Origin of the sequence: Flavobacterium sp. 2, from assembly GCF_049949195.1 — a bacterium.
Lineage (GTDB): Bacteria > Bacteroidota > Bacteroidia > Flavobacteriales > Flavobacteriaceae > Flavobacterium.
This window is the reverse complement of record NZ_CP188206.1, coordinates 1,908,584-1,921,244: the sequence shown is the minus strand read 5'-3', so window position 1 is coordinate 1,921,244 and position 12,661 is coordinate 1,908,584. Positions and strand designations below refer to the sequence as shown.

Here is a 12,661-nt window from a genome sequence, read left to right as displayed (position 1 = left end):
TATTTATCCTTTTGAGATTTCGTTAGATAATTCGTTTGTGTCGTCTTCTGACCACGGAAAATATTTTTTTAATTGTTCTCCGGCATTGGTAATTCCGTCGACAATTCCTTGTTTAAAATTTCCAGATTTAAAATGATTGGTCATTACATCTTTGGTACAATCCCAAAAATCATCTGAAACCAAATCATTAATTCCTTTGTCTCCACAAATTACAAAATTTTTGTCTTCAACTGCAAAATAGAGCAATACGCCATTTTTTAGTTTGGTTTCATCCATTCGTAATTCATGAAAAACTTCTAAAGCCCGATCAAAATGAGCTTTAGAAGTTGTTTTTTCTATATGAACTCTAATTTCGCCAGAAGTATTTTTCTCGGCTACGCGAATAGCTTCAATAATTTCTTGTTCATCTTCTTTGGATAAAAAATCTTCTACTTGTGACATGGAAATGATTTTAGTCCCGATAGCTATCGGGATAGATTGTAGATTTTAGAATTTTACTTCAACTGGTTTGTCTGCTCCGGTAGAAGCTTCGAAGTATGGTTTTTCTTTGTATTCGCTCAAGAACCAGTTGTTTGGAATTTTTAAAACATATCCGTTATAAGTTTGTACAGATTCGTTAAAACGAGTTCTAGCCGTTAAAATCTGATTTTCTGTACTTGCTAATTCGTCTTGCAATTTTAAGAAATTCTCGTTTGCTTTCAAAGTTGGATATTGTTCTACAGAAACCAATAATTTTGATAATGATGAAGTTACACCACTTTGAGCCTGGTTGAATTGTGCCAATTGCTCTGGAGTCACATTACTTGGATCAATAGTTACAGAAGTTGCTTTTGCACGAGCTTCGATTACTGCTGTTAAAGTTGATTTTTCAAAATCAGCAGCACCTTTAACCGTGTTTACTAAATTTCCAATAAGGTCATTTCTTCTTTGGTAGGCTGTTTGTACGTTACCCCATTCTTTATTTACAGCTTGACTGTGCTGTAAGGCAGTGTTTTTAATTCCAATTGACCAAAATGCGATAATAGCAATAAATGCGATAAGAATTCCTACAGGGATTAACCACTTTTTCATATTTGTTTTGATTTAAGTTTATTTCTATTTTTAATTACAATTCGTTTTTGATGTCGTTCAATTGTGTTTTTATGGTCTCTAATTTACGTATTATTTCGAATTTATCTAATGTTTTCTTCTGACCCTCTTTTAAATGCGTTTTAGCACCGTCAAGTGTAAAACCTCTTTCTTTTACCAAATGATAAATCAGCTGCAGGTTTGTAATATCTTCCGGAGTAAACATTCGGTTTCCTTTGGCATTCTTTTTTGGTTTCAGAATATCAAATTCGCTGTCCCAGAATCGTATCAATGATGCATTGACATTAAAAGCCTTGGCAACTTCGCCAATACTGTAATATCTTTTATCTTTTGAAAGTTCAATATGCATGTTTTTGTATTTCTAATTTATTTCAAAAATAACACTTTTTAAAGTATTAATCTAATGATTGATTTTCCTGGTTCGCCATTTGTGAAATTGCTACATATTCGGCAGCTGAAATATTTCCGTAATAAAAATTCAGCGGGTTTACGACTTTTCCATCTTTGTGCACTTCATAATGACAATGCGGGCCTTCAGATCTTCCGGTACTTCCCACATAACCAATAATGTCGCCTCGTTTAACGTGTTGGCCTGGTCTGCAATTGTATTTACTTAAATGTGCATAAAGACTTTCGTATCCAAATCCGTGCCGAATTACAACATGATTTCCATATCCAGAAGCTGTATTGTCAGCTCTGCTTACTACGCCGTCTCCGGTTGCATATACGGGAGCTCCTGTGTTTGCAGTGAAATCCATTCCGTTGTGCATTTTCCTCACTTTCGTGAAAGGATCAAGACGATATCCAAAACCCGAAGCAACACGTTTTAAATTTTCATTTCGAACGGGTTGAATGGCAGGAATGGCTAATAATAAATTTTCTTTGGCTCCAGCTAATTTTAAAATTTCATCTAAAGATTTCGACTGAATGGCCAGTTGCTTCGAAAGTTTATCAATTCTTTTCGTAGTATTTAAAACTAGTTGAGAATTATTATATCCTTCTAGCGTTTTGTACCTGTCAGAACTTCTAAATCCTGCTTTCCGAATCGAATCTGGAATTTCAGCTTTGTTAAAATATACACGATAAATGTTATTGTCACGTTCTTCTAATGCGTCTGCAGCATCATCAATTTCGTCTAGTTTTTTATTTAAAATGGAATATTGAAGTTTTAAATTTTCAATTTCACGTGCCTGTAAACGATCTTTTGGAGTTTCGAAATAAGGCGTGTTAATTAAAAGAACAAAAACTAAAAAACCAAACAACGCTGAAGCCACTAAAAACAATAATGCGTAACCTATTTTTATTCTTTTTCTGGTTTTTATTTTTGTATAAGCCAGATTTTCTGAGTCGTAATAATATTTTACTTTCGCCATATTTTAAAATACGCTATTTTTGCACCTTGTAAAATGAGTTAGTCGAAAGAAACTGCTAAATGTTTCAGTTTTTCGATACTTTTTTTACGAAGATTAATGATTAGATATTGGGGCTATTTTATCATTAAGATAATGCGCAAAATAGGTAATTTATTGTTTAAATTATGAAGTTTTTTAATTACATTATAAAAAACTTAACGCATCATCAAATGAATAAATTAGCTAATTATCTAATTTTCAAATTGACACATTAAACAGACACATTTTTCTAATTAAAATATGAAATCACAAGACGTACGTAAACAATTTTTAGATTTTTTTGAGAGTAAAGGACATACTATTGTTCCTTCAGCTCCTATTGTTCTTAAAGACGATCCAACCCTTATGTTCAATAACTCGGGAATGGCCCAGTTTAAAGAATTTTTCTTAGGTAACGGAACTCCAAAAAGTCCAAGAATAGCCGATACGCAAAAATGTCTTCGTGTTTCAGGAAAACATAACGATCTTGAAGAAGTTGGTATTGATACGTACCACCACACTATGTTTGAAATGCTTGGAAACTGGTCTTTTGGAGATTATTTCAAAAAAGAGGCTATCAACTGGGCTTGGGAATTATTAACAGAAGTGTATAAAATCCCAAAAGAAAATCTTTATGTTTCTGTTTTTGAAGGAAGTAAAGAAGATAACGTTCCGTTTGATCAAGAAGCTTGGGATATCTGGAAAACATTAATTGATGAAGACCGAATTATTCTTGGAAATAAAAAAGATAATTTCTGGGAAATGGGTGATCAGGGACCATGCGGACCTTGTTCTGAAATTCACGTTGATTTACGTTCTGAAGAAGAAAAAGCATTAGTTTCTGGAAAAAGTTTAGTTAATAATGATCATCCACAAGTAGTTGAAATCTGGAATAACGTATTCATGGAATTCAACCGTAAAGCGGATGGTTCTTTGGAAAAACTTCCTGCACAACACGTAGATACCGGAATGGGATTTGAGCGTTTGTGTATGGCTTTACAAGGAAAAACATCAAACTATGATACAGATGTTTTCATGCCTTTGATTAGAGAAATCGAAACCATTACAGGAGCAAAATATACCACTAATGACGTAACAGGCATTAGTGAAGAACAAAATAAAATGAATATTGCTATTCGTGTAGTTGCAGATCACGTTCGTGCGGTAGCATTTGCTATTGCTGACGGTCAGTTGCCATCTAACACGGGAGCAGGATATGTAATTCGTAGAATTTTACGTCGTGCTATTCGTTACGGATTTACTTTCTTAGGAACAAAAGAGCCATTTATTTTCAAATTAGTGGAAACTTTAAGCGAGCAAATGGGAGATTCTTTCCCGGAAATCAGAACGCAGAAAGCACTTTGCTCAAATGTGATTCGTGAAGAAGAAAACTCTTTCTTAAGAACATTAGATCAGGGATTAATTCTTTTGGATGCTGTAATTTTAAATAATGCAGGAGACACAATCGATGGTAAAAAGGCTTTCGAATTGTATGATACATACGGTTTCCCAATTGATTTAACAGCTTTGATTCTTTCAGAAAAAGGATTGAAATTAGACGAAAAAGGATTCCAGGAACAATTACAATTGCAAAAAGAAAGATCACGTGCAGCATCAAAAGTAACTGCTGGTGACTGGAATGTAATTGTTGAAGATGATATTCAGGAATTTGTTGGTTATGACAGATTATCTCAGCAAGTTAAGATCACGAAATACAGAAGAGTAGAAAGTGTAAAAGATGGAGAAATTTTTCAATTAGTTTTCAATGCTACACCATTTTACGGAGAAAGCGGAGGACAAACTGGAGATAAAGGATATCTGGAAGCTCAAAATGGGGATATTATCTATATTATAGATACTAAAAAAGAAAATAATCAAACTATTCATTTAGCAAAATCGCTTCCGGAAAATATTACGGGAACTTTTAATGCTGTTGTTGATGCAATTCAAAGAGCTAAAACTTCTTCAAATCACTCGGCTACGCATTTATTGCACCAAGGTTTGCGTAAGATTTTAGGAACTCATATTGAACAAAAAGGTTCGATGGTTCGTAATGCTTCACTTCGTTTTGACTTTTCTCATTTCTCTAAAGTTACAGATGAAGAATTGCTAGAAGTAGAGAACTTTGTAAATGCAAGAATTCGTGAGAGTTTGCCATTAATTGAAAAAAGAGCCATTCCGAAAGAACAAGCGCTTGAAGATGGAGCAATTGCTTTATTTGGAGAAAAATACGGCGATTTAGTTCGTACAATTAAATTTGGTGATTCTGTAGAATTATGCGGAGGAACACACGTTGCAAATACATCAGATATCTGGCATTTTAAAATTGTTTCAGAAGGAGCTGTTGCAGCCGGAATCAGAAGAATTGAAGCGATTACAAGCGAGGCAGCAAAAGAGTATTTTGAGTCTCAGGCGATTTCTTTTAATGAAATTAAAGAAGTGCTTAAAAATGCTCAGGATCCTGTAAAAGCGATTCAGGTATTGCAAGATGAAAATGCTCAATTGAAAAAACAAGTGGAAGCTTTATTGAAAGATAAAGCTAAAAATATGAAAGCTGATTTAGCTAAAGAATTACAAGAAATCAACGGCGTTCAATTCTTGGCAAAACAAGTAGATTTAAACCCAGAAGGAGCAAAAGATTTAGCTTACGAATTAGGTGGTTCTTACAACAACTTATTTGTAGTTTTCGCAACTGCTCATGAAGGAAAACCGATGTTAACTTGTTATATCTCTAAAGAAATTGTAGCAGCCAAAAACCTAAATGCAGGACAAGTGGTTCGTGAATTAGGGAAATACATTCAAGGTGGAGGAGGAGGGCAACCTTTCTTCGCAACTGCAGGAGGTAAAAATGTTGACGGAATTGCTGAGGCACTTGCTCAAGCGTTGGGTTTTGTAAAATAGATTCTAAGATACTAGTTCCTAAGAAGCTAAGTATAGAATATTCAAAAATAAACCCGACAGATTTTAAAAACCTGTCGGGTTTACTATTGATTACAATTTCATATGTTAAACCGGACTGAAGTCCGGCCCTACAAAATAAATCGAGCCCAAGGCTCTTTTACAGTTCCGAAGGAACAAGCTATATTGTAGAGCTGGACTTTAGTCCAGTTTAAATAAAATAAAAGACAATAAAACCCGACAGGTTTTTAAAACTTGTCGGGTTTTGTATTGATAGTGTTTTCTCCTTTCAGTCGAAATGACAAATAGCGCTAATTGTTGTTTTAATAAAAAAAACTTAGAACCTTAATTCTTTAGCATCTTAGCAACTTACTTACGCTCACCAATCTGCTGGCGCCACATAGCGTAATACAATCCTTTTTCAGCAATCAAATCATCATGTTTACCTTGCTCAATAATTTTACCTTGTTCCAAGACAAAAATTCTGTCAGCATGCATTACAGTTGATAAACGGTGCGCGATTAAAACTGTGATTCTGTTTTTATCTGAAATATTTCTAATAGTTGCATTAATTTCTTCTTCAGTAATAGAATCCAAAGCAGAAGTTGCTTCGTCAAAAATCAATAAATTCGGATTTCTTAAAATAGCTCTGGCAATAGACAAACGCTGTTTTTCTCCACCTGAAACTTTAATTCCGCCTTCACCAATTGTGGTGTTCAAACCATCTTCAGCACGTTTTAGAAGTTTTTCACAGCTTGCCCTTTTTAAGGCGTCGTATAAATCTTCGTCGGTTGCATTTGGTTTAACAAACAATAAATTTTCGCGAATTGTTCCAGAGAATAATTGAGCATCCTGTGTTACAAAACCTAACTGCTTTCTTAAATCTAGTAAATCAATTTCGGCTGAATCGATATCATTGTAAAAAACCTGGCCTTCAGCAGGCGTGTATAATCCAACCAATAATTTTACTAAAGTTGTTTTTCCAGATCCAGACGGACCTACGAATGCAACAGTTTGTCCTTGTTTAATTTCAAAATTGATATCTTCTACGGCTTTAAATTTTGCCGTTTTATGTTTGAAACTAACATTTGAAAATAAAAGTGATTGAATGGCACCTACATGTTTTGGACTTTTAGGACGAAATTCTTTTGGAGCATTTAGCAGTGTTCTAAAATTCTCCATTGAAACTTTCGTTTCATTAACCGCAATAATAAAGTTTCCAAGTTCTTGCAACGGACCAAAAATGAAGAAAGTAAAAAATACCATCGTCAATAAATCACCCACAATAATTTTACCTCCAAACAAAAAGTAATACAATGTAAACACTACACAAGTTCTTAAAAAGTGAACCGTTGTTCCCTGAATAAAACTCAAACTTCTGATATAACGAACTTTCTCTAATTCGAGATGTAAAATCTTAAAAGTATTTAAGTTAAGACGTTTTTCCTCTTGATAAGTCAAACCAAGACTTTTTACAAGCTCAATGTTTCGCAAACTTTCGGTTGTTGAGCCAGCCAAAGCATTTGTCTGGTTTACAATTTTTTTAGAAACTACTTTTATCTTTTTTCCTAAATAAGAACTTACCAAAGCAATAATTGGCGCCGTAATTAAAAAGATAATTGAAATACGATAATCGATTCGGGCAACATAAACAATTACGAATATGAATCCGATAATGGTTTGAAAGATTAACGAAATCGAAAGTGTAATCAGTTTTTCAGAATCAGAACGAACTTTAGTCAGTTTACTTAATGTTTCACCGCTTCGTTGATCTTCGAATTCGGCGTATGGCAAATCCAAGGATTTTTTAATTCCATCAGTATACATTTGAGCACCAGTTCGCTGAATGACAACGTTGGTGAAATAGTCCTGAAAGTTTTTAGTAATTCGGGAAATCATCGCGGCGCCAAGCGAAAGCCCTAACCAAAATGACAATGATTTGATAAAACCAGTTGCGTTTCCATCATATTTATGGAGCCCGACACCGCAATCCTGCATTAATTTACCGGTAATAATTGAATCTGATAAACTGAAACAAATGTTTATCGAAGCCATAATCAGCGCAAAAAACAAAAGCATTTTGTGTCTGATTATATAAGAATATAATAATTTCATATGATTTTTAGAAAAGTGGAAGATGCAAAAGTAAGCAATTGTTTGCGTTTGTAAAGTTGATTTGTGTTATTTAAAATGTAATTTTTTTTATGGTTAAATTATATGTGTTTTTATAGTATTATATGTTTGAAATTTTAGGAAGTATTTTTAAACTTTTGAATAAATATAAAAATAAGAAAACAACTATTTTTATTACAGTATTTTGTTTTGTAGTTAAATTTCTACAGAAGTGATTTCTTGTGTATAGTATTTGTTTTTAGTGTGTTAAAAAAGGTTAATTGTATTTTTTGTTCTGATTATGGAAACCCGTAAGGCTTTGATTTTGGATTGCGCTATGTTTGTTTCATTAACAAATTTATCCAAATCAAAATGAAAAAAATCCTATGTCTTTTCGGAGCTTTGACTCTATTATTAACTTCATGTTCTAGTGATGATTCGTCTTCAAATTCTGGTTTACTTAAAAAAACCGTTATTACAACTCCTGATGGTGATAAATACACTATCAGTTATAGGTATGATGGTAATAAAATAGTAAGTGCGATAGATGATTCAGGTGATGTAAGTCTTTATTATACTTATACAGGAGATTTAATTACCAAAATAGAGTTTAAAAACCCTGATGGAACAATCGACCAAATAAATAATTTTTCATATAATGCAGAAGGTAAATTAACAACTTTTGTAAGAGTAGAACCAAATATGGATTGGGGACACAAGGAAGTTTATACTTATAATGCTGATGGAACTGTAACAGCTCAATCGTATTCAGGTGACGGTATAACTCAAACAAACAAAGGAACAAGTAATACAATTAAATTTGTAAACGGAGAAGTTAGTGAAATAGTTAGTTCAGCAAGTTGGGAAAATCATAAATATACTTATGACAATAAAAATAACCCTACGAAAAATATTTTAGGAATGGATAAAATTGCATTTGTTGATGGAGAAGGAAATGGAGTAAAATTTAATATTTTGACAGATACATCAGAAGGAGATTTGTGGACAAATAGCACTTTTACTTATAATGACCAAGGATACCCAACTAAAGAAGTTGATAAAGGATCTGACAGTTTAGGTACTTCGGAGTATTTCTATTAATAACCAGACAATTTTAATTATAAAAGCCAGATTTTATCTGGCTTTTTTTGTTTATATTTTTCCGCTTTTTGACGACCATTTTACAACTCCATTATAAGTTAATTGAAGATCGCCATCATCTTGTAACTGCAATTTTGAGCCAGGAAATCCAGCAGTATTGCTATTCCAGAGAATCTTCATGGAAGGAGAATTTAAAGCACTTCCTTTTAAAGTAATATTTCCATTCGAATCAAAAACACAAGATGATTTTATTATATAAAAACTATTTCCAACTTCCCAAATAATTGTATTTTTAGTTAAATCATTTATGCGTAAAATACCAGGAATAAATTCTAGTACATATCTGCCGTTAGGTGATTTTATACGATCTTTCAACGGAAGTGCATTTAAACTTCTTCCTGATTCTATACTTGAAATTATAGGATAAGGATACCATGTATTAATTGATTTTTTATCAATATATGATAATTCACTCATTTAATTTACTGCAATACCATCTGTTGTAAGAGATGCGGGTACATAATAATGCATTATAGAAAGAGGGTCATATTCAGAGTAATTTGTTGAATTTGCTTTATTAATAACTGATTGATCTACTTTTTCTTTTGACCAATCCATAAGGTCATAATAGTATTTATACACTTTTGATAAATCCCATTTAATAGTAGCGGGAGGATTAGTTGTTTCATGAACTAAACCTAATGCATGACCAAATTCATGTAATATAGTTCTTCTGGAACTTTCATTATCACTAATGGAACCTAAACGCATTGTTGGTGTATTTTGGACATTAGCAAAAAGCGGACTCGGATACATTCCGATTGATCCTAGTTGAGACCAAGTTCCAGGAGTGCCTATATTAATAGCAATTTTAATATGAGCATCTTGATCTTTAGGAACATATTCAAATTTTAGATTTGCATATTTTAACCATTCCGAAGCATATTTTTTTACTATTTCATGTTGCGAATTAGTGCCGTCCAAGAATTTAATTTTTATGATTTGGCCAATTTCCCAACGCGGGTCAATAATTGCTGCATTAGACTTTAATGTGAGATCATTTTGTCCTTCTCTTAGATCAAATGTACACATAACGATATCCTCATTTTCCTGTGAAAACGTTTCAGAATAAGTATCACTTATATCAGAGCTACAAGATGATAATACTAAACTGGTTAATAAAATTTTTAATTTTTTCACAATTATAAGGCTTTGGATTAAGCACAATTTTCAACACAAAATAAAGTGAGACAATACGTGGTATTTTAATTGTGTCTTATCCACAAATTATAGTTACAAAAATGATAGTTTGAAAACGGTTACTAAATTTTTAAACGGAGAAAAATTAAGATACGATTATAGCTATAACAATAATGGTTCAATAACTAAACAAGTTTACAATTTTGACAATACCACTGGAAAAGAATCAAAAAAATCAGAAAAAGATTTGATTACTATCATTAATGGAAATATCGCAAATTCAGAATCTGATTGGGGAGATAATTATGATGTTATCAGTACTATTAAATATGAATACGATACAAATAATAATGCCTTTAAAAATATTAGAGGTTTGAATTTACTGCTCGATCAGTTTAGTTTGGATTCTGAAATGAGCTTGTCTTCAAATAATAATATAAAGCGATTTAAGGTAACTCATAAACAAGGACCATTATCAAATATAGCTTTTGAGCCATATTGGTTTAAAATGGAATACGAATACAATAAAAATGGTTATCCAATAAAGAAAACAACTTATGATTATGCTGAAAGGATAACTGAAATAGTTGAGTATGTATATTAATTTTTAAAAGAAAATAAATCTGTAAAAACCAAGTACAAAAGTATTTGGTTTTTTGTTTGTAAAAAATAACCAAAATTTACAGAAAACAATTCTCATGTAATTCAAAACCCAAATACCATTTTAGGCAGCAATAGTACAGTTTTTTAGTATTAAAATAAGTTTTTTTACTTGATTTCTATTTTTTATTTCTCTTTCTTTGTAAGAAATAGTAATCAAAATAATAAATAAATGAAGAAAATTTTATCTCTTTTTTCGGCTTTAGTTCTAGTTCTGAGTTCTTGTTCATCTGATGATTCAAAGGAATCTTCAGTATTTGTCAAAAAAATTATTGAAGTAGATAAAAATGGTAATTCATTCACCACTGATTTTACTTATGATGGTACTAGAAAAGACAGAGAAACTGTAAAAAATAATAATACAGGTGAAACATATTATATGGATTACAGTTATAATAGGGAGGGTATGATAGCTTCAGTTCTGAAATCAACAACTGATGGGCAAGCTCTAGTTTTGACTGAACTTACGTATAATGATGTTTCTTTAAAAACTATTTTACAGACTGAATTTATAAACGGTAAAAAAAATATCAAAAAAACATATTATTCTACAGGAATTAGATTTGGTAATGAAACGGTTACTTACAAAACTGTAGATGTTGACGAAGATAATAATGCTGAAACTAATCCAGTTCAAGGAAGATTAACTCTTGAAGATGGAAAAATTGTTAAGGATGAGATAATTGGTGCTCAAGCAACAACGATAGTTTATGAATATGATACGGCAAATAACCCTTTCAAAAATGTTAAAGGAGTAGAGGCTTTATTAGGTAATTTTGATTTGGGATATTCTAATTTTAATAAAGTAAAGGAAACGTCGACCACTTCTTCAGATTTGCCTAAAATTAACAGTTCAACCTATAGCTATGATGGAAAAAATTTCCCGACAGGAGCAAAACATTTTGACAAGGATGGCAATATAAAAGGTTCTACACAATATTTTTATTAGTAGAAAATAAAAAATAGTCAAACCCAAATATTTCATTCAGTGATTTATTTGGGTTTTTTGTTTGTAAAAAATAACCGAAATTTGTTTTAAACTAATAAAAGATGCAATTCAGAACCCAAATTCCAATTTCAAAAAGTAATTCACCAATCGATTATAATTCGAAAATACTTTCTTTTGGTTCTTGTTTTGCAGAAAATATTGCTGAGAAATTCGATTATTTTAAGTTTCAAAATGAAACAAATCCGTTTGGAATTATTTTTAATTCGGTTTCGATTGAGAAATTATTTAGAAGAGTTTGTGAGTTGGATTTCTATCAGGAAAAAGATGTTTTTTTTTATAACGAGCGTTGGCATTCTTATGAAGTGCATTCCGATTTAAGTAATTCCGACCGACAAGAATTGCTTGAAACTTTGAATAAAGCAATTACAGAAACCAATAAACAATTAAAAGAAGCGTCGCATATTATCATTACATACGGAACTTCATGGATCTACAGAAATCTCGATAGCGAAGAAATTGTAGCGAATTGCCATAAAGTGCCTCAAAAAAAATTCTCAAAAGAATTATTGTCGGCAGATGTAATTCAAAAAAGCATTCAAAACACAATTGATTTAATTCAAAATTTAAATGCGAACATAAATTTCATTTTCACAGTTTCGCCAGTTCGTCACATTAAAGACGGATTTATAGAAAATCAATTAAGCAAATCCCATTTATTCACAGCGCTTCACCAAGTTTTAAAAACTCATAATTCAAAACTCATAACTCATAACTATTTTCCTTCCTACGAAATCATGATGGATGAACTTCGTGATTATCGTTTTTATACCGAAGATATGCTTCATCCAAATCAAATAGCAATTGATTATATCTGGAAGCTTTTCAGTGAAAATTACATTGCTCAGGAAAGCATTTCGGTAATGCAGGAAGTTGATGAAATCCAGAAAAGCTTGCGCCATAGAAGCTTCAATCCAGAATCTGAACAACATCAAAAATTCTTAGCCAATCTTCAAAAGAAAATTAATCTCTTAGGAGAAAAACTTCCACAAATCAAATTCTAAAATTTTCTTTGCGCTTTTGCGTCTTTGCGAGATTATTTCTAAGCTATTTAAACAGGCTTTTTTTAGTCTCGCAAAGACGCAAAGGCGCAAAGTTTTATTCAGTCTTTGGCTAAAGTAAGAACTGAAAATTAACTATTTGACAGTGAAATTTTAGAATAATTGCAGATAATTGTGTAAATTGTTAAGGTTTAAAATCCACA

General features: G+C 31.9%; 12 protein-coding genes. 5 read left to right on the top strand and 7 right to left on the bottom strand.

What is annotated here, in order from left to right; all coding sequences use genetic code 11:
- Window positions 1-3: 3 nt before the first annotated feature.
- Genes ACNFIH_RS08165 through ACNFIH_RS08150 form a run of 4 tightly spaced genes read right to left on the bottom strand, consistent with a single transcriptional unit; the run spans window position 4 to window position 2,462 of the window.
- The gene (locus tag ACNFIH_RS08165) at window positions 4-441 is read right to left on the bottom strand and encodes a TPM domain-containing protein (RefSeq protein WP_426486233.1); all 438 of its coding nucleotides are present in this window, start codon (window positions 439-441) and stop codon (window positions 4-6) included.
- A gap of 45 nt (window positions 442-486) precedes the next feature.
- The gene (locus ACNFIH_RS08160; protein WP_035651882.1) at window positions 487-1,071 is read right to left on the bottom strand and encodes a LemA family protein; all 585 of its coding nucleotides are present in this window, start codon (window positions 1,069-1,071) and stop codon (window positions 487-489) included.
- 34 nt (window positions 1,072-1,105) lie between these two features.
- Window positions 1,106-1,438, bottom strand: a complete 333-nt coding sequence (locus tag ACNFIH_RS08155; protein ID WP_142450626.1) for a MerR family transcriptional regulator — start codon at window positions 1,436-1,438, stop codon at window positions 1,106-1,108.
- Window positions 1,439-1,484: 46 nt separating this feature from the next.
- A complete protein-coding gene (locus ACNFIH_RS08150) occupies window positions 1,485-2,462 on the bottom strand; it encodes a M23 family metallopeptidase (protein WP_035651887.1) in 978 nt (325 codons plus the stop codon).
- Window positions 2,463-2,741: 279 nt separating this feature from the next.
- On the opposite strand from ACNFIH_RS08150, the gene alaS reads away from it, so the two are divergent.
- Window positions 2,742-5,381, top strand: coding sequence for an alanine--tRNA ligase (gene alaS, locus ACNFIH_RS08145; protein WP_426486232.1), 2,640 nt, complete (start codon window positions 2,742-2,744; stop codon window positions 5,379-5,381).
- A 366-nt stretch (window positions 5,382-5,747) separates the two neighbouring features.
- Here alaS and ACNFIH_RS08140 read toward each other — a convergent pair whose 3' ends face one another.
- Window positions 5,748-7,493: an ABC transporter ATP-binding protein gene (locus tag ACNFIH_RS08140; protein ID WP_035651893.1), complete on the bottom strand. Its 1,746-nt coding sequence runs from the start codon at window positions 7,491-7,493 to the stop codon at window positions 5,748-5,750.
- Window positions 7,494-7,862: 369 nt separating this feature from the next.
- Between ACNFIH_RS08140 and ACNFIH_RS08135 the strand changes: the two genes are divergently transcribed.
- Window positions 7,863-8,591 carry a hypothetical protein gene (locus ACNFIH_RS08135; protein ID WP_426486231.1) on the top strand — a complete coding sequence of 243 codons (729 nt, stop codon included), beginning with the start codon at window positions 7,863-7,865 and terminating at the stop codon, window positions 8,589-8,591.
- 51 nt (window positions 8,592-8,642) lie between these two features.
- On the opposite strand, the gene ACNFIH_RS08130 is transcribed toward ACNFIH_RS08135, so the two are convergent.
- Together ACNFIH_RS08130 and ACNFIH_RS08125 are read right to left on the bottom strand one after the other, a co-directional pair.
- Window positions 8,643-9,068 (bottom strand): hypothetical protein, encoded by a 426-nt coding sequence (locus tag ACNFIH_RS08130; protein ID WP_426486230.1) that lies wholly within the window; start codon window positions 9,066-9,068, stop codon window positions 8,643-8,645.
- The gene (locus tag ACNFIH_RS08125) at window positions 9,069-9,683 is read right to left on the bottom strand and encodes a M12 family metallopeptidase (RefSeq protein WP_426486229.1); all 615 of its coding nucleotides are present in this window, start codon (window positions 9,681-9,683) and stop codon (window positions 9,069-9,071) included. It lies immediately after the preceding gene.
- 217 nt (window positions 9,684-9,900) lie between these two features.
- Between ACNFIH_RS08125 and ACNFIH_RS08120 the strand changes: the two genes are divergently transcribed.
- The 3 genes from ACNFIH_RS08120 (at window position 9,901) to ACNFIH_RS08110 (ending at window position 12,461) form a co-directional block, all read left to right on the top strand.
- Entirely contained in the window at window positions 9,901-10,395 is a 495-nt protein-coding gene (locus ACNFIH_RS08120; protein WP_426486228.1) for a hypothetical protein, read from the top strand.
- Between the two features lie 228 nt (window positions 10,396-10,623).
- Window positions 10,624-11,400 (top strand): hypothetical protein, encoded by a 777-nt coding sequence (locus tag ACNFIH_RS08115; RefSeq protein WP_426486227.1) that lies wholly within the window; start codon window positions 10,624-10,626, stop codon window positions 11,398-11,400.
- 101 nt (window positions 11,401-11,501) lie between these two features.
- A complete protein-coding gene (locus tag ACNFIH_RS08110) occupies window positions 11,502-12,461 on the top strand; it encodes a GSCFA domain-containing protein (RefSeq protein ID WP_426486226.1) in 960 nt (319 codons plus the stop codon).
- Window positions 12,462-12,661 lie beyond the last annotated feature (200 nt).